Raw genomic sequence first — 21,740 nt, 5'->3', positions numbered from 1 at the left:
CCGCGTCTTTATGTCCGGGACGTGCTCGAATTGTCGCAAGCAACGCCAGGGAGCTGCAAGCGGACTCGCAGGCCCTTGGGCTTGTTGTCGAGCAGCAGCAGCGTCCCGTCATGCGCAGTCACGATCGCCTGTGCGATCGAGAGGCCGAGGCCAAATCCCGCCGTCTCGTCCATGGTGCGGGCTTCCTCGCCACGCACGAAGGGCTCCAGCATCGCCGCCTTCCTTTCATCGGGAATGCCAGGTCCATCGTCGGAAATGTCGATGACAATTTGATCCCCCGACATCAACAGCGCGACGTCGATTTGGGTTCCGAAGCGCGTTGCGTTCTGGACAAGGTTGGTGACCGCGCGGATGATTTCATCCGGCCGCAGGATGAAGGTGGCCCTGTCGGGGCCGGAATAGGTCACCGCGTGGCCGCAATCGGAAAATTGCTCGCAGACCATCTGGAGTAGCGCCGCAACGTCGACCAGCGTCGGCTTGACCGGGCTTTCATTGCGCAGCAGCGACAGCACCGATTCCAGCATCGACTGCATCTGGTCGAGATCGCGTACGGTCTGCGTGCGCTGTGCCGGGTCCTCGATATATTCCGAACGCAGCCGCAGCCGCGTGATCGGCGTGCGCAGATCGTGGCTGATCGCCGCCAGCATGCGGGTCCGGTCGTTCATCAACGTCGTGATGCGCTCGCGCATCCGGTTGAGCGCCCGCGCCGTGGATTTGATCTCCTCGGGGCCGGTTTCGGGCAGCGGGGCGGATGTCCGGTTGAGGCTGAAATTCTCCGCTGCGCGCGCGAAAGCCGACAGAGGCGAGGAGAGTGCGCGGCCGGCCCAGACGCCGAGCAGCGTCATGCTCGCCACCAGGAACAGCAGCGTAGAGGTCCAGAGGCCGCTGACGAAGGCCGGCATCTTGGGCGATCCGATCGTCGCTTCGAGTACGTCGTCCTTCGAAAGGTGAAACCACACACGATCGTCTTCCGAGTTGCTGCCGCGAATGAGGTCGACTTCGCCGTCGAGCGGCGACAGGACGTTCAGCTTCCGCTCCGGGAGCGGCACGGTGGAAGCGGACACGCCTTCCAGCAATTGGAGCTTCAGCGCAGGGAAGGTTCGACTGACGCTTTCCAGGACGGTTGTTCGCTCGGCCTGGGGCGTGTTGGCGATGATCCGCACGATCAGTGCAAACTGCTCCAGTGGCCTGTCCGCCAGCAATTTTGGCCGGTTGAGCAGGAAGTAACCTGCGATCAGAACATGGATCAGGACCAGCGAGACCAGGACCAGGGCGGCGATCTGGCCGCTGATCCGCCTGAGGCTGAACAGCGCGACGATGTCGCGGGCGCGGCTCATGCTTCCTCCACGACCGGCGTGAAGATGTAGCCGCCGGTGCGAACGGTCTTGATCACGGACGTCCCTTCCGTCCGGTCGAGCTTGCGACGCAACCGGCTGACCAGCACGTCGATGCTGCGGCCAAAGCCGCCGCCAGGCCGGCCACGGGTCATGTTGAGAAGGCTGTCCCGGGGCAGAATGCGGCCGGCCCGCTCGCAGAAGGCTTGCAGCAGATCGAACTCGGCGCTGGTCAGCGGCACCTGCGCGCCTTCGGGATCGCGCAACTCCCGCAAGCGAAGATCGATCGTCCAGGCCAGGAACTTCAGGCGCGTGGCGGTCGAGCTGGCCGCGAGCCCGCTCGATTGCCGGCGCAGGACCGCGTTGATCCGCGCAAGGAGCTCGCGCGGATTGAACGGCTTCGGCACATAATCGTCGGCACCCATCTCGAGGCCGAGGATGCGGTCGAGCTCCTCGCCCTTCGCGGTGAGGATGATGATCGGAATCATGGACTCCATGCGCACGCGGCGGCAGAGGCTCAGGCCGTCATCGCCCGGCAGCATCAGGTCGAGTACGATCAGATCGACCCGGTTCTGCGACAGATACCGGTCCATCTCCTTGCCGTTCGTGACGGCGGCGACCGAGAACGAATGCTCACCCAGATAGCGCGCGATGAGCTCGCGGGTCTGACGGTCGTCCTCGACGATCAGGATGTTGGGGGTGCCATTGGTCATGATTGAGATCGCATCGGGGGTGCCGATCGTTGGTCGATTTGCGGACGATTGTCTCGTCCGAAGAACTACGGGCATGGTGCAATCCTAGAGTTAGTCACGGCTCAGCGCCACCACGGGGTCGAGGAACGCGGCGCGGCGTGCGGGGAAAAAACCGAACGCAATCCCGATTCCGGTCGAGGTCAGGAACGCCACGCCGATCGAGAACGGCGAATAGCTGACCTGGAAACCGGGCGCTGCGAGGTTGATGGCAACGCCGAGCAGGATCGCGATCAGAATGCCGGCGATGCCGCCGATGGACGAGATCAGGGTCGCCTCCACCAGGAACTGCTGGAGGATGTCGCTGCGCCTGGCACCGACCGCCATGCGCACGCCGATCTCGCTGATCCGCTCCGAGACGGACACCAGCATGATGTTCATGACGCCGATGCCGCCGACGATCAGCGAGATCACTGCAATCGCGGCCACGAGGAGGGCGAGAGTCTGCGTCGTGCTGGTGATGGTGCGGCGGATATCGTCGGTGTTCAGGATGACGAAATCCCTGGTGTTGTGCCGTTGCGTCAGCAGCGTGGTGACCGCGTCCTGTGCCAGATTGGTCGAAATCTCGTCGCTGATCCGGAGCAGGACGCTACGCAGCGCGCGATCGCCGGTGAACTGGGCCTGCACGGTGGTGTAGGGCAGGTACACCGACAGGTTCTGGTTCGAGCCGAACCCGCCCTGTTGCTGGGCGATGACGCCGACGATGCGGCAAGGCACCTTGCCGAGCCAGATGACGCGGCCGACGCCTGAGGTCTGGTCGTCGGCGAAGAAGGTCTTGCGGGTGTTCTCGTCGATGACGGCCTGCCGCTCGATGTTGCGGACCGCGTCGGTATCGAACAGGCGTCCCTTCGCGAGCTTGGCACCCTTGACCTGGAAATAGCTCTCGCCGACGCCGTTCACGAGCACGTTGGACTCGTTGCCGCGGTATCGAACGGTGGTGCTGGTCGAGACCGTCGGCGTGACACCGGCAATGAAACTCTGCCGGTCCAGCGCACGGGCATCGTCCAGCACCAGCGTCTTGATCTTGCCAGCGCGTGCATCGCCAAAGTCCTTGCCGGGGAACACCTCGATCGTGTTGGTGCCGAGGCTCGCGATGTCGGACAGAACCTTGCGCTGGGAGGCGTTGCCGAGCGCGACGACGGACGACACCGCGGCGATGCCGATGATGATGCCGAGCATCGTCAGGAAGGCGCGTAGCCGGTGCGCGGCCATCGACACCAGCGCCATTCGAGACGCTTCGCGCAGGCGCCGCAAAGCGTCGGACCAGCCCGGGCCACTGTCCCATGAGGTCCTGGGGACGGGAGGCGGTGCCTCCGATATGCCAGTGGTCTCCGCGCGGCGGTCTGCGGCGATCCTGCCGTCGCGCAATTCGATGATCCGCTCGGCCCTTGCCGCGACATCGGCATCGTGGGTGACGATGATGATCGTCCGACCCTCACGGTGCAGCTCCTTCAGGATCTTCAACACCTCCTCGCCGCTGCGCCGGTCGAGCGCGCCGGTGGGCTCGTCCGCCAAGATGACCTCGGCGCCGTTGATCAGTGCACGGGCGATCGAGACACGCTGCTGCTGGCCGCCCGAAAGCTGGTTCGGGCGATGGCCGCGCCGGTCGTTTACGCCGAGCCGCGCGAGAAGTTTCTCGGCGCGCGTGCGCCGCTCGCGGGCCTTCATTCCGGCATAGATCGCGGGGATTTCCACGTTCTCGCCGGCCGAGAGGTCGCCGAGCAGTTGATAGCGCTGGAAGATGAAGCCGAAATGCTCGCGGCGCAGCGCCGCCAGCGCGTCCGCGTCGAGCTTGGAGACGTCGGTGCTGGCGACGCGATATTTGCCGGACGTCGGACGGTCGAGGCAGCCGAGGATGTTGAGCAGCGTCGATTTTCCCGATCCGGACGAGCCGATGATCGCCACCATCTCGCCCGGCTGGATGCCCAGCGAGAAGTCGTCGAGCGCGACCACGCTGGTGTCGCCGGCCTTGAATTCCCGCCGGACGTTCTCAAGCGCGATAATCGGATCGGTCATCTCACGGGCCTCCCGGCGGGCCGCCCGACATTCCGCGCGATGCGGCCTGCTCGTTCGCCTCTCCGGTGACGACCCGCTCGCCCTCGGCGAGGCCGGACTTGATTTCGACGGTGGTGCGATCGTTGAGGCCTGTCTTGACCTCGCGCTCGTCGATGTCGCCCGCGGCGCTCAGGGTACGGACCGTGCTGCGGCCGTCGGATTTCCGCATCACCGCGAGCGCGGGGATGACTTTCACGCTCTTCGCCTCGCCGGTGACGATGTGCACCTCGGCGGTCATGTAGGTCCGGAGCGCAAGATTCCTGTTCGGGACGTTGAAGACGCCGATGTAGTAGATCGCCGTGCTGGTCGAACTCGATGAGCTCGTGCTCGAGCTCGACGTGGTGGTCGAGGAGAAACTGGCGTCGCTCTTGATCGATTCGGGCGCAGGCTCGATCTGCTCCAGCCGGGCCTCGTAGCGATGGTCCTGGTCGCCGAGGATGGTAAAGTAGAGCGGCTGCCCCGGCTTCACCTTGACGATGTCGGCCTCGGAGATTTCGGCCCGCACCGTCATCGTCTCGAGCTGGCCGAGCACGACGATGGTCGGCGCGGACTGGACCGCATTGACCGTCTGTCCTTCCTGGACGACGGTCGCGAGCACCGTTCCGTCGATCGGGGCCGTGATGCGGGTGTATTCGAGATTGACGCGTGCCGTCGCGACGCTGGCTTCGGCGCCCACAATCAGGGCCTCCAGGGCGACGATCTGGGCGCGGGTCTGGCGCACGGTCGAATCCGCGCTGTCGTAATCGCTGCGCGACGTCGCGCGCTGCGCCAATGTAGCCTGCTGGCGCGCCAGATTGGCCTCGGCCAGCACCAGCGCAGCCTCCTTTTCATCCTTCTGCGCGCGATAGTTCTTGAGCGACGCTTCGGAGCTGCGCAGATCGTTCTGCCTGGTGACAGGATCGATCTGGGCGATGACATCGCCGGCCTTGACGCTGTCGCCGACGCGCACGTTGAGCGCTGTGATCCGGCCCGACACCTGCGCGCCGACGGCCGTCAATCGTGCCGGCTTGAGGGTGCCGCTGGCGAGCACCTCCTCGCGCAGATCGCTGACGGTCACGGGCGCCGTGATGTAGGACTGCGCCTTGTTCGACGTGCTTGGAAAACGCGTCGCCGCGACGACGCCGGTTGCCACCACGGCAACGATGGCAGCGGCGATCTTCAAGCGCCTGGCGGTGATGATGTCTGTCACTTGACCGGCTCCCGCCAGTGAGGTCCCGTATTGGCGTCCACGATGATCGGCGTCGATACGTCGACCGGATCGGTCCAGCCGCCGCCGAGCGCCTTTGCGAGGGAAATGTAGTCCTTGGCCGCCGACACCTTGCTCTGGATCAGCGAGTCCTCAGCGGAATAGAGCGAGCGTTCGGCATCGAGCACGTCGATGAAGCTGGCGCTGCCGGTCTCGAACAGCGACCGCGACATTCGCGCGGCCTCGCGGTAGTTCTTCGCCGCTTCCGCGAGCTTGGTGGCGCGCACACGCTCGCGCGACAGCGACACCAGGGCGTTTTCGACGTCTTCGAGCGCGGTGAGCAGGGTCGAATGGAACGTGGCGAACGCTTGGTCGCGCTGCGCTTCGGCAATCCTGACCGCTGCGTGGCGCTTGCCGGCATCGAAGATTGGCACCGTGACCGAGGGGCCGACCGACCAGCTCACGCTGGAGTATTTTGCGAGATCGCCGGCGCGCAGCGCAGAGGTGCCGACCGAACCTGTGAGCGACACCGCCGGGTAACGATCCGCCTCGGCTGCGCCGATCTTGGTGGTGGCCTGCGCCAGCTTGCGCTCGGCGCTGGCGACGTCGGGACGGCTCAGGAGAAGATCGGCAGGCAGTCCCGTGGGGAGCGGCATGCGCGGTGCCGGCACGGGGGCGGACCGCGCCAGCAGCGAGGCGACGCCGTCTGGCGTCCGGCCGAGCAGGATGCCGAGCCGGTGGACATCGGCGGCGAGCGCGGCCTGATAGGTCGGCACGTTCGCTTCGGTGCTGGCGGCCTGCGCCGTCGCCTTGGCGAGATCGACGGCGTTGCCGCTGCCGGCCTCGTATTTGCTGCGGGTGAGCTTTTCGGTGTCGCGCTGCGAGACCGAGGTTCGTTGCGCCAGCGCGATCCGCGCCTGATAGCCGCGCGCCTCGACGTAATAGGCCGCGACATCGCCGATCAGCGTGACGAGGCTGTCGCGCAAATCCTCCTCCGCAGATTGCTCGCCGCGCAGCGCCGCCTCGATGTTTCGCTGCGTGCCGCCGAACAGATCGAGCTCCCAGCTCGAATCGAAGCTTGCCTGGTGCAGCGTGTAGGGCGCGCTGTCGACGAGCACGGACGAGGAGCTTGAGCTGGTCTTGTTGTTCGTCACCGAGGCGGTGCCGCTCACGGACGGAAACAGGCCTGCGCTGGTCTGTTGCAGCGTGGCGCGTGCCTCGCGCACCACGGCCTTGGCCTTCGCGACGTCGGGATTGGCCAGGACGGCCTCTTCGATCAACCGGTTGAGGAGGGGGTCGCGCAGGCGCAGCCACCAGCGATCGAGCTTGCCGGCATCACGATGCGACGTGGTCTTGCTGCTCCAGTGCGAGGGCAAGTCGAGCCTGGGCGGGCCGACATAGTCCGGGCCGACCGCGCAGCCGGCCAGGGCGGCCCCGAGCATCAGGACAATGCAGGTCGATACGGCGCGCGAGACCGCGCCGCGCAACGGGGCGGACGTTGGGTGGCAATTCTCTTTTGCGGATGGCACGGGATCTATGACAAACGAGTGTGACGGCATCAAATCGGCTGGAATCCAACAGACCTCGCCCCGGACACAGGGGGCCGCTCGTGGCCCTCCGGGGAAGGCGAGGCACGGGTGATTAGCCGGGGGATCGTGGCCTTTCGGCAGGCGGAATGTTGCTGGATGTAAACAGATATTGCCCGGCATCTCGGGGCCGCCCGTCGCGCAAAACATCGAGCCTGTTGGAGAACCATCATGCCGCCCCTTGCCCGCAACGACGGTGGGGAAGCGACTGTGCGCCACACCCCGCTCTCATGCCCCGGAGGCCGCGCATCGCCATGTCGACGTTGCAGCGGATCCGCTCACCACGAGACCGGGATTCGCTGCGCAAACCCGCCGAGATCCGAATCGGGGCTCAACGGCTGGCGGTCCAGCGGCCGGTTGTTGTTTCCGCGCGCGAACGACGTGCCGGGCGGCAGGGCATAGTCGGTGAATTTGCGTTCGCCGGGCAGCACCTCGGTGCCGCCGTCGAGCCACGACCGCTTGCTCACATAAATGCGCGTGCGTGGACCCGACTGGTAGGAGCGATTGGGGCCGCGCGCACCGTACTCGTAGACGGTATTTTGTGTCGTTTGTTGTCGATCGCGCTTGCCGGTGGTTGCTGCATGCGCGGTGAGGGTCGAGGCGAGGAGGGCGACCAGCGCCGCTCTGGTCATGACAAGCGCGTTCATCGGCAAATACCCCATGCGAGTTCCTGATGCCGTCGCCTCTCACACCGGCTTAGGACCCTGTAAAGAATTGGGGCGTTGCACGATGTTGCTGAACGCCCGTGTCTGCCGGGTGCTTCATCGCGGCGGCTATCACTGCGACCGGCGGGCCTCTGCGGTATGCGCGATCGACCGCCCGCATGAAATTCAACGAGCAGAAACAAGCCGCAACTTTCAAGCCACACCGCGGCCACAGCTCTCCCGTTTCAGAGCAGGCTAGGTTCTCTTGAGGTGTGGAATGTCGTTTTTGCGGGCCTGGCTGATCGTTGCGGTGGTGAGCGGCGTATCGATTGCAAGTTCACTTTCCCTTGCGCTGCTGCCGCAGCCGGCAGCCGCGCAGGCGGTGGACACGATCGTCGTCGAAGGCAATCGTCGCGTCGAGGCCGAGACGGTGCGCTCCTACTTCCGGCCCGCCGGCGGGCGCCTCGATCAGTCGGAGATCGACGAGGGCCTCAAGGCGCTGATCGGGACCGGCCTGTTTCAGGACGTGAAGATCAGCCATGCCGGCGGCCGGATCGTGGTGTCGGTGGTGGAAAACGCCGTGATCGGCCGCATCGCCTTCGAGGGCAACAAGAAGATCAAGGACGAGCAGCTCTCGGCCGAAATCCAGTCCAAGCCGCGCGGGACCTTCTCGCGGGCGCTGGTGCAGTCGGACACGCTGCGCATCGCCGAGATCTACCGGCGCTCGGGCCGCTACGACGTGCGCGTCACCCCTGAAATCATCGAACAGCCGAACAACCGCACCGATCTCATCTTCACGATCGAGGAGGGCGTCAAGACCGGCGTCAAATCGGTCGAGTTCATCGGCAACAGTGCCTACTCGGCTGCGCGCCTGCGCGACGTGATCAAGACGCATGAGAGCAACCTGCTCAGCTTCCTCGCCAACAATGACATCTACGATCCCGATCGCGTCGAGGCCGACCGCGACCTGATTCGCCGCTTCTATCTCAAGAACGGCTTTGCCGACGTCCAGGTCGTGGCCGCGCTCACCGAATACGATCCGGAGAAGAAGGGCTTTCTCGTCACCTTCAAGATCGAGGAGGGCCAGCAGTACCGCGTCGGCTCGGTCGATTTCCGCTCCAGCATTGCGACTTTCGATGCCGCCTCGCTCCGCAACTTCTCGCGTGTCAGCGCCGGTTCGCTCTACAACGTGGAATCGGTCGAGAAGTCGACCGAGGAGATGCAGATCGAGGCCTCGCGCCGCGGCTATGCCTTCGCCGTGGTGCGGCCGGGCGGCGATCGCAATTTCGAAGCGCACACGGTGTCCGTCGTGTTCAACGTCGACGAGGGCCCGCGCACCTATATCGAGCGCATCAACCTGCGCGGCAACACGCGCACGCGCGACTACGTGATCCGGCGTGAATTCGACATTTCGGAGGGTGATGCCTATAACCGCGCGCTGGTCGATCGCGCCGAGCGGCGGTTGAAGAACCTCGACTATTTCAAGAGCGTCAAGATCGTCGCTGAACCCGGCTCGTCGAGCGATCGCGTCATCCTGATCGTCGACATGGAGGAAAAATCGACCGGCGATTTCTCGATCTCGGGCGGCTATTCGACCAGCGACGGTGCGCTTGCAGAGGTCTCGATCTCCGAGCGCAACCTGCTCGGCAAGGGACTCTATGCCAAGGCGTCGGTCAGCTACGGGCAGTATTCGCGCGGCATCTCCCTGTCCTTCGTCGAACCCTATCTGCTCGATTATCGTCTGGCGCTCGGGTTCGATACCTATTGGAAGCAACAGAAATCGAACAGCTATACGAGCTACGGCGTGACGACGCTGGGCTTCTCGCCGCGGCTTGGCTTTGCGCTGCGTGAGGATCTCTCGCTCCAGCTGCGCTATTCGCTCTATCAGCAGAGCATCACGCTCGCCAGCGCCTACAACAACTGCAACAACAACGCCTCGAACAGCTCACTCGCCTTCAACCCGACGCCGGCCTACATCCAGAGCGTGCTCGGCGGCGTGGACCCGACCAATTCCACGAGTTCTGGTGTCTATGGCTATGGCTGCTACGGCGACGGCGAGTCGAGCCTGCCGGTGCGCAAGGAGCTGGCGAACGGCGCGACCTGGACGTCGGCGCTCGGCTACACGCTGAACTACAACACGCTCGACAACACCAAGAACCCGACTGACGGATTGCTGGTCGATTTCCGGCAGGATTTCGCCGGCGTCGGCGGTGACGTCACCTATCTGAAGACGGCGCTGGACACCAAATACTACACGCCGCTCGTGTCCGAGATCATCAGCGTGATCCACCTCCAGGGCGGTGTCCTCAGCAAGCTCGGCAACCAGGATCTGCGCATGCTGGATCATTTCCAGATGGGCCCGAACCTCGTGCGCGGCTTTGCCTCCAACGGCATCGGTCCGCGCGACATCACCTACTACAATTACGGCACCAGCGGCGATGCGCTCGGCGGCACGAAATACTGGGGCGCGTCGATGGAATTGCAGATGCCGTTCTGGTTCCTGCCCAAGGAGGTTGGCCTGAAGGGCGCGGTCTACGCCGATGCCGGCTCGCTCTGGGGCTACCAGGGACCGACGTCGTGGACGGCCACGGGCGAGGTCAACACCAAGGCCTGCCCGACCTGCGGATTGCAATATGATGACGGCAACACGGTGCGGTCATCGGTGGGCGTCGGCCTGATCTGGGCCTCGCCGTTCGGCCCGCTGCGCTTTGACTACGCCGTGCCGATCACCAAGGGCAAATACGATGTCGTCCAGGAGTTCAGGTTCGGCGGCGGCACGTCGTTCTGAAGCATGATGCGGAAAAGTGTGCAGCGGTTTTCCGAAAGATCATGCTCAAAAACGGCTAAAGCGCCTGTCGCGCTTTAGCCGCCGAGGATCCGGCGGCAGGCATCGACATACACCTGTGCGCCGGTGACGATATCCGCGTCGGCGGTATTCTCGGTCCAGTGATGGCTGATGCCGCCGATCGAGGGCACGAACAGCATGCCGGCGGGCATGACGGTTGCCAGCATCTGCGCGTCGTGGCCGGCGCCGCTGGGCATGCGGATGGAGCGGCCGTCGGCGAGGGACTTACTCGCGGCTTCGATCGCGTCCTGAATGCCGGCGTTCATCGTCGCGGGTGCGCCGGTGCGGATCTTCTCCACGGTGACGGTACAGGGGCCCTTCGCGCTTGCCTCCTCCGCCATGGTCCGCAGCAGCTCTTCCAGCCGCGCGATCACGGCCGGATTGTCGTCGCGGATCTGGAACAGCATCTCGGCGCCGCCGGGGATGATGCTGGGCGCGCCGGGATCGAGCGTGATGCGGCCGGTGGTCCAGACCGTGCGGGGACCGGAGGTATCAGGAAAACGTTCATCGATCGCGACGCAGAACTTGGCCAACGCCAGCCCGGCGTCCTTCCGCACGGCCATGCGCGTGGTGCCGGCGTGGTTCTGCTCGCCTACAAAGTTGATCTGATATTGCCAGATGCCGACGATGGAGGTCACGACGCCGATTGCGAGCTTGCCGCTTTCGAGCGTGTCGCCCTGCTCGATATGCGCCTCGAGGTATCCGACGTGCCGTCCGGGCTCCGTGGCGAGGCGCGGGCGTCCGGCGAGCGCCATGTCGGCGAGCGCATCGCGCATGGTGCGGCCGCTGGTGCGGTCGCGGGCGGCATCGATGTCCAATTCGGTCACCTGCCCGACATAGGAGCGCGAGCCGAGGAAATGGCCGAAGTGTCCCTCCTCGTCGCACCACGCGACGACTTCGACAGCGCCCTTGAGCGAGCGATCGGCATTGAGCACGCGCGCGGCTTCGAGCGCATAGATGACGCCGAGCGGGCCATCGAGCCAGCCGGCGTAGTTCTGACTCTCCAGATGCGAGCCCGCCAGCAGCTTCGGCCCAGGTTTCGCACTGGTGCCGAACACGTTGCCGATGCCGTCGATCGCGGCGGCGAGGCCGGCGTCGGGCAGCTTCTGCACCAGCCAGTCCAGCGACAGCTTGTGCGGCTCGGAGAAGGTCGGCTTGTGCACGCCGGTCTTGTAGGCACCGATGGCACGGAGTGCATTGAGGTCGGCGAGAACGCGCTGGCCATCGGCGCTCGGCTTGGTGTCAGGCATGTTCGGCAACCTTCAGCGCCTCGGTGCGAATCTCCTCGACCAGCCGTTCCTTCAGCTGGACGAATTCGGGCGTGGTCTTGATCTTGTAGGAGCGCGGATGCGGCAGGTCCACGTTGATCTCGGCCTTGATCCGGCCGGGGCGCGCGCTCATGACGATGACGCGGCTGCCGAGGAAGATCGCTTCCTCGATGTCGTGGGTCACGAACAGCACGGTCTTCTGGTCGCGCTCCCAGATGCCGAGCAGCATCTCCTGCATCAGGGCGCGGGTCTGGTTGTCGAGCGCGCCGAACGGCTCGTCGAGCAGCAGGATCTTGGGATCGTTGGCGAGCGCGCGTGCGATCGCCGTGCGCTGCTGCATGCCGCCGGAGAGTTGCTTGGGCCAATGGTTCTCGAAGCCGGCAAGTCCGACCTGGCGGATGAAGGCGTCGGCGATCTTGTGGCGCTCCGCCTCGGACACGCCGCGCTCGCGCAGGCCGAAGGCGATGTTCTCGCGCACGGTCAGCCAGGGAAACAGCGTGTAGGACTGGAACACCATGCCGCGATCGGCGCCGGGACCGGTGACCTCGCGTCCGTCGAGCGTGACACGGCCGCTGCTCGGGCGGTCGAGACCGGCGACGATGCGCAGCAGCGTGGACTTGCCGCAGCCGGAGGGGCCGAGGATGGTGACGAAGTCGTTGTTGCCGATGGTGAGTTCGGTCGGCTCCAGCGCCCGGGTCGGCGCGTTGCCGTGGCGCGCGGGGAAGGTTCGCGAGACCTGCTCGATCTTCAGCGTGGTCATGCGAGCCTCCACGGAAACAGCCAGGCGTTGAATGCCTTGAACAGGAAGTCCGAGAGCAGGCCGATCAGTCCGATCACGATGATGCCGAAGATGATCTGGCCGGTGTTGAGCAGCGCCTGGCTGTCGGTGATCATGTGGCCGATGCCCGAGGACGAGCCGATCAGCTCGGCGACGATGACGTAGGTCCAGGCCCAGCCCAGCACCAGCCGCAGGATCTCGGCGATCTCCGGTGCGGAGGAGGGCAGCAGCACGCGGCGGATGACGCCACGGTCGCTGGCGCCGAGCGTATACGCCGCCTCGACCAGGTCACGCCGCGTGGTACCGACGGTCACGGCGATCATCAGGATGATCTGGAACACCGAGCCGATGAAGATGACGAGCAGCTTCTGCAATTCGCCGATGCCGGCCCACAGGATCAACAGCGGGATGAAGGCGGAGGCAGGCAGATAGCGCGCAAAGGACACGAACGGTTCGAGGAAGGCTTCGATCGGCTTGTAGGCGCCCATGAGAACGCCGAGCGGCACCGCGATGATCGCGGCCAGCGCAAAGCCGCCGACGACGCGCCAGATCGTCATGCCGATGTCGTAAGCAAACCCCTGCTTTGCCAGCAGGTCATAACCTTCCTGGAGCATGGTCAGCGGGTTGGCGAGGAACACTTTCGACACATGGCCGCCGAAGGTCGCCCACGACCAGAGGGCAACGAACACCACGAAGAAGGCGAGGCCGTAAGCCAGGCGTTGCTTCGACGTCACGGGATCCAGAGGACGCATCAACGATCTATCCGGGGAGGGAACGGGCCGCCGGTCCCGTCGCGAGACGGGACCGGCGGCTCTGGAAGAGGTTACTTGATGTAGCTCGCGTCGAAGAGGTCCTCGACCTTCGGCGCAGCCTTGATGATGCCGATCTCGAGCAGGAGGTCGGCCGCCTCCTTGTTGAAGGTCAGGAAGTCACCGGCAAAGAACTTCTGGTTCGCGGCCTTGTCCTGCCAGCGCAGATATTTCGCCGAGTTGCCGAACGCCTCGCCGGTCTGTTTCACGTCGGCGCCCATGATCTCATAGGCCTTGGGCTGGTCCTTGGCGATCATCTCGAGCGCCTCGAAATAGCTGTCGGCGAGAGCCTTGGCGGCCTTCGGGTTCTCCGTCAGGAATTTCGGCGTGCAGCCGAAGGTGTCCATGACCATCGGGTAGTCCAGCGTGGTCGCGATGATCTTGCCCTTGTCGGGCGCGGCACGAACCGTCGACAGGTACGGCTCATAGGTCATCGCGGCGTCGTTCTGGCCGGACACGAAGGCCTGCGCAGCCGCGGCGGGCTCGAGGTTGACGACGGTGACATCCTTCACCGTGAGGCCGTTCTTCTTGAGCATCCACGCCAGCGCGAAATAGGGCGAGGTGCCCGGCGCGGAGGCCGCGACGGTCTTGCCCTTCAGCTCCTTGATCGAGGTGACGTCGTTGCGCACGGCCATGCCGTCGGCACCGTAGCTCTTGTCGAGCTGGAATATCTGCTTGGTCGCAACGCCGTTGGCGTTCCAGGAGATCCAGGTCTCGACCGTGGTTGCCGCGCACTGGACGTCGCCGGAAGCGATCGCAAGGTGGCGATCCTTCTGCGGGATTTTCTTGATCGTCACGTCGAGGCCGTTCTTCTTGAAGATGCCGGCTTCCTTCGCCAGCGTCAGCGGCGCAAAGCCGGTCCAGCCGGAAATGCCGACGCCGACCTTGACGTCGTCGGCGAGCACCGGAGTGGAGGCCGTAAGCGCAATGAATGTCGCAAAAACCTTTGAACTACGCATGATTGTCGTCCTCTTGCTCAGATGGATTGACGTCCTGTTGATCTCTGTCGGCCCCTGTGGACCGTTGCCCGAAGCGTTGCACGATTTGTGCCGACATCGTCCTCTCAACCTCCCTTGAATCGGGCGACAAGGCGGTGAGAGTCACCGGGATAAAGCAGGCGCACGGCGGTGATCGTGCGCGCGCTGCGCCAGGTATAGCGGTCGATCACGAGACAGGGCGCGCCGATGGCGATGTCGAGCGCTTCCGCCGTGCGATCATCCGCAACGATCGCGCTGATCGTATGCTCGGCTTCTGTCCATGGGACATGATGAAGCAGCCACGAGCCGGGCGGTTCGCGGGAGAAATCCGCGTTTGCCGCATCCGGCACGGACGCAAGGTCGATCAGCCGGTCCTCGACGGCAAACGGCACGTTGTCGGCGCTGTGGCGGCAGGTGATCGCAACCACCTTGCCGGCCTTCTTGACACCAAGACGCTCGCGGTCGGCAGCGGTTGCCGCACGCAGCTTGCGCCCGATCAGTTCGTAGCCGTAACCGCGGCCGAGCGCGGTGATCTCGGCCCGAATGTCGGCGATCTTGAGCACCGCCGACTGATGCTGCGGCCTGCGCACGAACGAGCCTGCGCGCCGCCGCCGTTCGATCAGATCGGCCTGCGCCAGCTCCGACAGTGCCTTGTTCACCGTCATGCGCGAACAGCCGTAGCGCGCGACCAGCTCATGCTCGAACGGGATGCGATGCCCCGGCGGCCATTCGCCGGTCAGGATGCGTTTTTCGATATCGGCGCGGATGCGCTTGTAGAGCGTTGGCTTGTCGGTCGCATCGGTCGAAAGGCTCATGCGGCGAGCCTCCGCACCACCGCGTTGAAGCGTTCGCGCGCGGCCTGGCGCAGTCTATGCCGGCCGCCTTCGACCACCTTGGCTCCGCCAGCCCATACGCAATCGATCGCGCCGCTGACTGCCGCAAAGATCCAGCCGTCGATGACTGTATCGCCTGCGCGTCCCGCCAGCGACGGATGTGCCGTATCGAGCGTGACGATGTCGGCGCGCGCACCGGGCGCGAGACCTACCGTCGTCTGTGCCAGCGCTTGCGTACCGCCTGCGAGCGCGTGATCGAACAGCGAGCGTCCCGTCGAACGGCCTTCGCCGCTGGAGAGGACGTTGCGCTGGCGATGCTTGAGGCGCTGGCCGTATTCGAGCTGACGCAGCTCGTCGGCGACGCCGACCAGCACGTTGGAATCGGTGCCCACACCGAACGCGCCGCCGGCAGCGAGAAATTCGCGCGCGGGGAAGGTGCCGTCGCCGAGGCTTGCCTCTGTGATGGGGCAGAGACCCGCCACCGCGCCGGTCTTCGCGAATGCCGTGAGTTCCGCCTCCGTCATATGCGTCGCGTGGATGAGGCACCAGCGCTGATTGACGGGCGCGTGCTCCAGCAGCCATTGCACCGGACGCCGGCCCGACCAGGCCAGGCAATCCTCGACTTCCTTTAATTGCTCGGCGGCGTGAATGTGCACCGGCCCACCTTCCGCGAGCGGAATGATGGCCGCGAGCTCATCCGGCGCAACCGCGCGAAGACTGTGCGGCGCGATGCCGATATTGGCGCCGGGCAAGCTTGCGATCGCCCTGCGTGACGCGGCCATCAGCGCAGCGAACTGATCGACCGTGCAGATGAAGCGTCGTTGGCCGTCATGCGGTGCAGCGCCGCCAAAAGAGCCATGCGCGTAAAAACTCGGCAGCAGCGTCAGGCCAATGCCTGACGCTTCGGCAGCCAGTGCGATACGCCCAGCCATTTCGCCGATATCGGAATAGTGCGAGCCATCGCGATCGTGATGCAGATAGTGGAATTCGCCGACGCGCGTAAAACCCTGTTCCAGCATCTCGACATATAGCAGCGTCGCAACGGCGGTCACGTCATCCGGCGTCATTGCCAACGCGAAGCGATACATCGTCTCGCGCCAGGTCCAGAATGTATCGGTGCTGTCGCCGCGCTGCTCCGCAAGTCCTGCCATGCCGCGCTGAAAGGCGTGGCTGTGCAGGCTCGCAAGTCCCGGAAGCGCGATGGTGTGGCGTTCGTCGCCGGCGGCTGGCGCTACGTTCGGCGTCACCTCCGCGATCGCGCCGGCGGTGATCACCACCTGCACGTCATTGGCCCAGCCCGAGGGCAGGAGCGCGGAGGCGAAATGCAGTCGGGACATGATTGATGACACGCCGGCTGGACAGAACGGCCTTACGATTATATGTCTAGACATATAAGTCAAGCATCCCACGTGAGGGGACAGTGGCATGGCAGAGCGCTTCGACCGGATCTGGCATAACGCCCGGCTCGCCACGATGCGGGCCGACCGTCCCGATCTCGACGAGATCGAGCACGGCGTGATCGCCATCCGCGGCGGCCATATCGTCTATGCCGGCGCGGCGGCGGATTTCCCTGTCGATGCGGACGCAATCAAGCGCATCGATTGCGAGGGGCGCTGGATTACGCCGGGCCTCGTCGACTGCCACACGCATCTCGTCTATGGCGGCAACCGCGCGCATGAATTCGAGCTGCGCCTGAAGGGCGCGAGCTACGAGGAGATCGCGCGGGCCGGCGGCGGTATCGTCTCGACGGTGGCCGCGACGCGCAAGGCGAGCGAGGCCGAGTTGGTCGCAAGTGCGCTGCCGCGGCTCGATGCACTGATCGGAGAAGGCGCCACTACGGTCGAGATCAAGTCCGGATACGGCCTCGACACCGGGACCGAGATGCGCCAGCTCGCCGCCGCGCGCAGCCTCGGTCGCCAGCGGCCGGTCGCAATCCGCACATCCTTCCTCGGCGCGCACGCGCTGCCGGTCGAGGCCAATGGTGACAAGGATCGCTACATCGATCTCGTCTGCAAGGAGATGCTGCCGGCTGTCGCGAAGGCCGGGCTTGCCGATGCAGTCGACGCCTTCATGGAAGGCATAGCGTTCTCGGCCGAGCAGACGGCGCGGGTATTCGAAGTCGCGAAGCGGTTGGGCTTGCCGGTCAAGCTACATGCCGATCAGCTCTCGAACCTCGGCGGCGCGGCGCTTGCCGCGCAATTCTCCGCGCTCTCCGCCGATCACCTCGAGCACACCGACGAAGCCGGCGCCGCCGCAATGGCCGAGGCGGGCACGGTCGCCGTGCTGCTGCCCGGCGCGTTCTACTTCATCCGCGAGACGCAGAAGCCCCCGGTCGAAGCATTCCGCAAGCACGGCGTTCCCATGGCGCTCGCGACCGACTGCAATCCCGGCAGCTCGCCCCTGACCTCGCTGCTGCTCGCGATGAACATGGGCGCGACGCTGTTCCGAATGAATGTGGCCGAGTGCCTTGCCGGCGTTACCCGCGAAGGCGCACGCGCGCTCGGCGTGCTCGATGAAACCGGTACGCTGGAGGCCGGTAAATGGTGCGATCTCGCGATCTGGGACATCGAGCGCCCGGCAGAGCTCGTCTACCGCATCGGCTTCAATCCGCTGCACCGGCGCGTGTGGAGGGGCCAGTGACGGAGCCGGGCGCAGCGATCGTCGTCAAGCCGGGCACGGTCAGCCTCGATGATCTCGCGCGCGTGCTTGCGGGGCAATCGGTCGTGCTTGATGCCTCGTTCTGGCCGCGCGTCGATGCGGCTGCGGAGATTGTCGCGAAGGCGGCACGAGCCGATATCCCCGTCTATGGCATCAACACCGGTTTCGGCAAGCTGGCCTCAAAACGGATTCCGCCCGATCAGACCGCGCTGCTCCAGCGCAATCTCATCGTCTCGCATTGCTGCGGCGTCGGACCGGCAACGCCGGAGCCGATCGTCCGCCTGATGATGGCGTTGAAGATCATCTCGCTCGGGCGCGGTGCCTCGGGCGTGCGGCGCGAGGTGATCGAGCAGTTGCAGAGTATGCTGGCCCGCCAAATCTATCCGCTGGTGCCGCAGCAGGGCTCGGTCGGCGCCTCCGGCGATCTCGCACCGCTCGCGCATATGACGGCGGTGATGATCGGTGAGGGGCAGGCGATCGTTGACGGGAAAGCTGTGTCCGGCAGCGATGGGCTCGCCGCCGCTGGCCTAGCGCCGTTGACGCTTGGTCCCAAAGAAGGGCTCGCGCTGATCAACGGTACGCAGTTCTCGACCGCCTATGCCGTCTCCGGCGTGCTGCGTGCATTTGGCCTGGCCCGGGCGGCACTCGTCACCGGCGCGCTGTCGGTCGATGCGGCGATGGCGTCGACGGCGCCGTTCCGTCCGGAAATCCAGGTGCTGCGCGGTCATGCCGGGCAGATCGATGCGGCCGCGACGCTTATGGCGCTGCTCGACGGCAGCGACATCCGCCTGTCGCATCTCGAAGGCGACGAGCGCGTGCAGGATCCCTATTGCCTGCGTTGTCAGCCGCAAGTGGCCGGCGCGGCGCTCGACCTGATCATGCAGGCTGCGCGCACGCTGATCGTCGAGGCCAATGCCGTCACCGACAATCCACTGGTCCTGGTCGAAACCGGCGAGATTGTGTCCGGTGGCAATTTTCACGCCGAGCCGGTGGCCTTTGCCGCCGACGCCATCGCGTTGGCGCTGTCGGAGATTGGCGCGATCAGCGAGCGGCGCATTGCCACGCTGGTCGATCCCGCACTCAATTTTGGTCTGCCGCCGTTCCTGACGCCCGATCCCGGCATCAATTCCGGCTTCATGATCGCCGAGGTGACGGCGGCGGCGCTCTATGCCGAGAACAAGCAGCGCGCTTCCGCCTGCTCGATCGACTCGACGCCGACCAGCGCCAATCAGGAAGACCACGTCTCGATGGCCGCGCATGCCGCGCGACGCCTGTCTGACATGGCCGACAATCTTGCGGCCATTCTGGGTATCGAGCTTCTGGTCGCGGCCCAAGGCATCACGCTGCGTACGCCGCATGCGACCAGCGCTCCGCTCGTAGCCGTCATCGCCGCACTTCGTGAGCAGGTGCCTGCGCTCGGAGCCGACCGCTACATGGCCGGCGATCTCGCCAAGGCCGCTGCGCTGGTCGAAGCCGGCGCATTGCCGGCTGCGGCGATTGCAGCGCTTTCGACTGATCCGTTTCCGAGACTCGTCTGAAGAGGTGTCCGCATGAACCGCCGACTGGACAACGACCGAACCATCCGCGCACCCCGTGGCAGCGAGATCAGTGCCAAGAGCTGGCTGACGGAAGCGCCGCTGCGTATGCTGATGAACAATCTCGACCCTGACGTGGCGGAGCGTCCGAGCGAGCTTGTTGTCTATGGCGGGATTGGTCGCGCTGCGCGCGACTGGGAGAGTTTTGACCGGATTACCGCCGCCTTGCGCGAACTCGAGAACGACCAGACGCTGCTGGTCCAGTCCGGCAAGCCGGTCGGCGTATTCCGCACTCATGCCGACGCTCCGCGCGTGCTGATCGCGAACTCCAACATCGTGCCGCATTGGGCGACGCTCGATCATTTCAACGAGCTCGATCGCCGGGGCCTGATGATGTATGGCCAGATGACCGCGGGCTCCTGGATCTACATCGGCAGCCAGGGAATCGTGCAGGGTACGTACGAGACCTTTGTCGAGGTCGGGCGTCGTCACTATGGCGGCAGCCTCGCCGGTAAATGGATTCTCACCGCCGGCCTTGGCGGCATGGGCGGCGCGCAGCCGCTGGCCGCGACCATGGCAGGGGCCTCGATGCTCGCGGTCGAATGCCAGCCGAGCCGCATCGAGATGCGGCTGCGCACCGGCTATCTCGATCGCCAGGCCGCAACGCTCGACGAAGCGCTTGCGATCATGGAAGAGGCCGCAAAGACGAAGAAGGCAGTTTCGGTCGGTCTGCTCGGGAACGCAGCGGAGATTTTCCCGGAGCTGGTGCGCCGCGGCGTCAAGCCGGACATTGTCACTGACCAGACCAGCGCGCATGATCCGATCAACGGCTATCTGCCGAAGGGCTGGACGCTGGCCGATTGGGAGGCCAAGCGCGCTGCGGATCCGAAGACCGTGGAGCGTGCGTCGAAGACGTCGATGGTCGAGCACGTCCAGGCCATGCTGGATTTCCATGCGCAGGGCATTCCGACGCTAGACTACGGCAACAACATCCGCCAGATGGCGCAGGACATGGGCCTGAAAAACGCCTTCGATTTTCCTGGCTTCGTGCCCGCCTATATCCGTCCCTTGTTCTGCCGTGGCGTTGGCCCGTTCCGCTGGGCCGCGCTCTCAGGCGATCCCGAGGACATCTTCAAGACCGATGCCAAGGTGAAAGAGCTGATGCCGGACGACAAGCATCTGCACAACTGGCTCGACATGGCGAGGGAACGCATCAAGTTCCAGGGCCTGCCGGCGCGCATCTGCTGGGTTGGCCTCGGCGATCGTCATCGCCTCGGGCTTGCCTTCAACGAAATGGTGGCGCGCGGCGAATTGAAAGCGCCGATCGTGATCGGCCGCGATCATCTCGACAGCGGTTCGGTGGCGAGCCCCAATCGCGAGACCGAGGCGATGAAGGACGGATCGGATGCGGTGTCCGACTGGCCCCTGCTGAATGCGTTGCTCAACTGCGCCAGCGGCGCGACCTGGGTGTCGCTGCACCATGGCGGCGGCGTCGGTATAGGCTATTCGCAGCATGCCGGTATGGTGATTGTCGCCGATGGAACGCCTGAGGCCGCGAAGCGGATCGAGCGTGTGCTCTGGAACGATCCCGCCAGCGGCGTCATGCGCCATGCGGATGCGGGCTACGAGACCGCGATCGACTGCGCGCGTGACAAGGGGCTCGATCTGCCGAGCCTGGCGAAGTAGTTAGCCACTCACCAGCAGTTTCGGCATCGTCGTCTTCGCGCCGTCCATGAAAGTCTGGACGGCGTCGCGGACGATGGCGTCGAGATCGGGCGGGATCGGCGTCTCGTAGATGAATTTGCGGATGGCGAGATAGAAGATGCGGCCGTGCAGGCCCCAGAACAGCTCGGTCTCGCGTTCGCTGAGCGGACGGGCCTTTGCGTCGGGCAGCTTCAGATCGTGCCGCAGTTCGGCCGCCGCAGGCTCGATGATCTCGCGCCTGACGATGTCGAGATAGCGGCCGGTGATGCCGAACGACTTCATGCCGGAGAAGACGAAGATCCGCACCCAATTGTACTCGAACACGCGCTCGACATAGTCGAGATAGAAGCGCGTCAGTCGCGCTTCCAGTGATTGCGAACGGTCGCGGATCATCGGGCCCCACTCGGGCGACCAGCGGCTGAGATAGACCTCTTGGTAGACGCGCTCGATCAGCGCTTCCTTGCTCGGGAAGTGGCGGTAGATTGCCGAATGGGTGATGCCCATGCGCTTTGCCAGCTCGCGGGTCTGGCCCTCGAAGCCGCGCTCGGCAAAAAATCGTATCGCCTCGTCTACGATCGCGCGCTCGCGGTCGGCCGCGCGCATGTTGCGGCGCTTTGGCGCGGTCTTGCCTGTCTCGGTCCGCTTCCGGACCGGTCGCTTCGCTGGTTTCTGCGCTTTTCGGGCCATTTCGTCGCTGAATCGCACGCCTCGAAGCCTTCATAGCCCAAGGCGCATTTGTAACCAAATGGTCATTTCCTGTTGACCGTCCACGGGCAGCG

17 protein-coding genes are annotated in these 21,740 nt (G+C 65.0%); 4 read left to right on the top strand and 13 right to left on the bottom strand.

Translation table 11 applies throughout. The annotated features are described in order from the left end of the window. Nucleotides 1–8: 8 nt before the first annotated feature. From AB7532_RS26830 to AB7532_RS26805, 6 genes are all read right to left on the bottom strand, one after another. Nucleotides 9–1,337, bottom strand: a complete 1,329-nt coding sequence (locus tag AB7532_RS26830; RefSeq protein WP_441237695.1) for an ATP-binding protein — start codon at nucleotides 1,335–1,337, stop codon at nucleotides 9–11. Next, nucleotides 1,334–2,047, bottom strand: a complete 714-nt coding sequence (locus AB7532_RS26825; RefSeq protein WP_441237694.1) for a response regulator — start codon at nucleotides 2,045–2,047, stop codon at nucleotides 1,334–1,336. The genes AB7532_RS26830 and AB7532_RS26825 overlap by 4 nt, the downstream gene beginning before the upstream one ends. Nucleotides 2,048–2,137: 90 nt before the next feature. After that, a complete protein-coding gene (locus AB7532_RS26820) occupies nucleotides 2,138–4,099 on the bottom strand; it encodes a MacB family efflux pump subunit (protein WP_441237693.1) in 1,962 nt (653 codons plus the stop codon). 1 nt (nucleotide 4,100) lies between these two features. Continuing rightward, entirely contained in the window at nucleotides 4,101–5,327 is a 1,227-nt protein-coding gene (locus AB7532_RS26815; protein WP_441237692.1) for an efflux RND transporter periplasmic adaptor subunit, read from the bottom strand. Then, nucleotides 5,324–6,766: an efflux transporter outer membrane subunit gene (locus AB7532_RS26810; RefSeq protein WP_441237691.1), complete on the bottom strand. Its 1,443-nt coding sequence runs from the start codon at nucleotides 6,764–6,766 to the stop codon at nucleotides 5,324–5,326. Before AB7532_RS26810 ends, AB7532_RS26815 begins: the two co-directional genes overlap by 4 nt. A 422-nt stretch (nucleotides 6,767–7,188) precedes the next feature. Next, nucleotides 7,189–7,572: a hypothetical protein gene (locus tag AB7532_RS26805; RefSeq protein ID WP_441237690.1), complete on the bottom strand. Its 384-nt coding sequence runs from the start codon at nucleotides 7,570–7,572 to the stop codon at nucleotides 7,189–7,191. A 259-nt stretch (nucleotides 7,573–7,831) separates the two neighbouring features. Here AB7532_RS26805 and bamA point away from each other — a divergent pair, with 259 nt between their 5' ends. Then, nucleotides 7,832–10,342 (top strand): outer membrane protein assembly factor BamA, encoded by a 2,511-nt coding sequence (gene bamA / locus AB7532_RS26800; RefSeq protein ID WP_441237689.1) that lies wholly within the window; start codon nucleotides 7,832–7,834, stop codon nucleotides 10,340–10,342. A gap of 74 nt (nucleotides 10,343–10,416) precedes the next feature. Here the strand turns inward: bamA and AB7532_RS26795 are convergent, their stop codons facing one another. The 6 genes from AB7532_RS26795 to AB7532_RS26770 form a co-directional block, all read right to left on the bottom strand. Continuing rightward, nucleotides 10,417–11,649 carry a Zn-dependent hydrolase gene (locus tag AB7532_RS26795; protein WP_441237688.1) on the bottom strand — a complete coding sequence of 411 codons (1,233 nt, stop codon included), beginning with the start codon at nucleotides 11,647–11,649 and terminating at the stop codon, nucleotides 10,417–10,419. After that, nucleotides 11,642–12,427 carry an ABC transporter ATP-binding protein gene (locus AB7532_RS26790; RefSeq protein WP_441237687.1) on the bottom strand — a complete coding sequence of 262 codons (786 nt, stop codon included), beginning with the start codon at nucleotides 12,425–12,427 and terminating at the stop codon, nucleotides 11,642–11,644. Before AB7532_RS26790 ends, AB7532_RS26795 begins: the two co-directional genes overlap by 8 nt. Continuing rightward, entirely contained in the window at nucleotides 12,424–13,197 is a 774-nt protein-coding gene (locus AB7532_RS26785; RefSeq protein WP_441239360.1) for an ABC transporter permease, read from the bottom strand. Before AB7532_RS26785 ends, AB7532_RS26790 begins: the two co-directional genes overlap by 4 nt. A 71-nt stretch (nucleotides 13,198–13,268) precedes the next feature. Continuing rightward, a complete protein-coding gene (locus AB7532_RS26780; protein ID WP_441237686.1) occupies nucleotides 13,269–14,213 on the bottom strand; it encodes an ABC transporter substrate-binding protein in 945 nt (314 codons plus the stop codon). A 104-nt stretch (nucleotides 14,214–14,317) separates the two neighbouring features. After that, complete coding sequence (gene hutC / locus AB7532_RS26775) at nucleotides 14,318–15,046, bottom strand: histidine utilization repressor (RefSeq protein ID WP_441237685.1); 729 nt, start codon at nucleotides 15,044–15,046, stop codon at nucleotides 14,318–14,320. Beyond that, nucleotides 15,043–16,401, bottom strand: a complete 1,359-nt coding sequence (locus AB7532_RS26770) for a formimidoylglutamate deiminase (RefSeq protein WP_441237684.1) — start codon at nucleotides 16,399–16,401, stop codon at nucleotides 15,043–15,045. Before AB7532_RS26770 ends, hutC begins: the two co-directional genes overlap by 4 nt. 88 nt (nucleotides 16,402–16,489) lie before the next feature. Here AB7532_RS26770 and hutI point away from each other — a divergent pair, with 88 nt between their 5' ends. Genes hutI through hutU form a run of 3 tightly spaced genes read left to right on the top strand, consistent with a single transcriptional unit; the run spans nucleotide 16,490 to nucleotide 20,943 of the window. Next, nucleotides 16,490–17,704 (top strand): imidazolonepropionase, encoded by a 1,215-nt coding sequence (gene hutI, locus AB7532_RS26765; protein ID WP_441237683.1) that lies wholly within the window; start codon nucleotides 16,490–16,492, stop codon nucleotides 17,702–17,704. Beyond that, nucleotides 17,701–19,260: a histidine ammonia-lyase gene (gene hutH, locus AB7532_RS26760; protein WP_441237682.1), complete on the top strand. Its 1,560-nt coding sequence runs from the start codon at nucleotides 17,701–17,703 to the stop codon at nucleotides 19,258–19,260. The genes hutI and hutH overlap by 4 nt, the downstream gene beginning before the upstream one ends. Nucleotides 19,261–19,272: 12 nt before the next feature. Next, nucleotides 19,273–20,943, top strand: a complete 1,671-nt coding sequence (gene hutU, locus AB7532_RS26755; RefSeq protein WP_441237681.1) for a urocanate hydratase — start codon at nucleotides 19,273–19,275, stop codon at nucleotides 20,941–20,943. Here hutU and AB7532_RS26750 read toward each other — a convergent pair whose 3' ends face one another. Further along, complete coding sequence (locus AB7532_RS26750; protein ID WP_441237680.1) at nucleotides 20,944–21,564, bottom strand: TetR/AcrR family transcriptional regulator; 621 nt, start codon at nucleotides 21,562–21,564, stop codon at nucleotides 20,944–20,946. Nucleotides 21,565–21,740: the final 176 nt, after the last annotated feature.

The sequence above is a fragment of the Bradyrhizobium sp. 930_D9_N1_4 genome (assembly GCF_052076015.1).
Taxonomy (GTDB): domain Bacteria; phylum Pseudomonadota; class Alphaproteobacteria; order Rhizobiales; family Xanthobacteraceae; genus Bradyrhizobium.
The sequence above is the reverse complement of the archived record's forward strand: the minus strand, read 5'-3'. Positions and strand labels throughout refer to the sequence as shown.

Excerpts from the sequence above, each read along its gene's own strand:
- AB7532_RS26830 (WP_441237695.1), bottom strand. The coding sequence starts at position 1,337 with ATGAGCCGCGCCCGCGACATCGTCGCGCTGTTCAGCCTCAGGCGGATC.
- AB7532_RS26825 (WP_441237694.1), bottom strand. The coding sequence starts at position 2,047 with ATGACCAATGGCACCCCCAACATCCTGATCGTCGAGGACGACCGTCAG.
- AB7532_RS26820 (WP_441237693.1), bottom strand. The coding sequence starts at position 4,099 with ATGACCGATCCGATTATCGCGCTTGAGAACGTCCGGCGGGAATTCAAG.
- AB7532_RS26810 (WP_441237691.1), bottom strand. The coding sequence starts at position 6,766 with ATGCTCGGGGCCGCCCTGGCCGGCTGCGCGGTCGGCCCGGACTATGTC.
- AB7532_RS26805 (WP_441237690.1), bottom strand. The coding sequence starts at position 7,572 with ATGGGGTATTTGCCGATGAACGCGCTTGTCATGACCAGAGCGGCGCTG.
- bamA (WP_441237689.1), top strand. The coding sequence starts at position 7,832 with ATGTCGTTTTTGCGGGCCTGGCTGATCGTTGCGGTGGTGAGCGGCGTA.
- AB7532_RS26795 (WP_441237688.1), bottom strand. The coding sequence starts at position 11,649 with ATGCCTGACACCAAGCCGAGCGCCGATGGCCAGCGCGTTCTCGCCGAC.
- AB7532_RS26790 (WP_441237687.1), bottom strand. The coding sequence starts at position 12,427 with ATGACCACGCTGAAGATCGAGCAGGTCTCGCGAACCTTCCCCGCGCGC.
- AB7532_RS26785 (WP_441239360.1), bottom strand. The coding sequence starts at position 13,197 with ATGCGTCCTCTGGATCCCGTGACGTCGAAGCAACGCCTGGCTTACGGC.
- AB7532_RS26780 (WP_441237686.1), bottom strand. The coding sequence starts at position 14,213 with ATGCGTAGTTCAAAGGTTTTTGCGACATTCATTGCGCTTACGGCCTCC.
- hutC (WP_441237685.1), bottom strand. The coding sequence starts at position 15,046 with ATGAGCCTTTCGACCGATGCGACCGACAAGCCAACGCTCTACAAGCGC.
- AB7532_RS26770 (WP_441237684.1), bottom strand. The coding sequence starts at position 16,401 with ATGTCCCGACTGCATTTCGCCTCCGCGCTCCTGCCCTCGGGCTGGGCC.
- hutI (WP_441237683.1), top strand. The coding sequence starts at position 16,490 with ATGGCAGAGCGCTTCGACCGGATCTGGCATAACGCCCGGCTCGCCACG.
- hutU (WP_441237681.1), top strand. The coding sequence starts at position 19,273 with ATGAACCGCCGACTGGACAACGACCGAACCATCCGCGCACCCCGTGGC.
- AB7532_RS26750 (WP_441237680.1), bottom strand. The coding sequence starts at position 21,564 with ATGCGCGCGGCCGACCGCGAGCGCGCGATCGTAGACGAGGCGATACGA.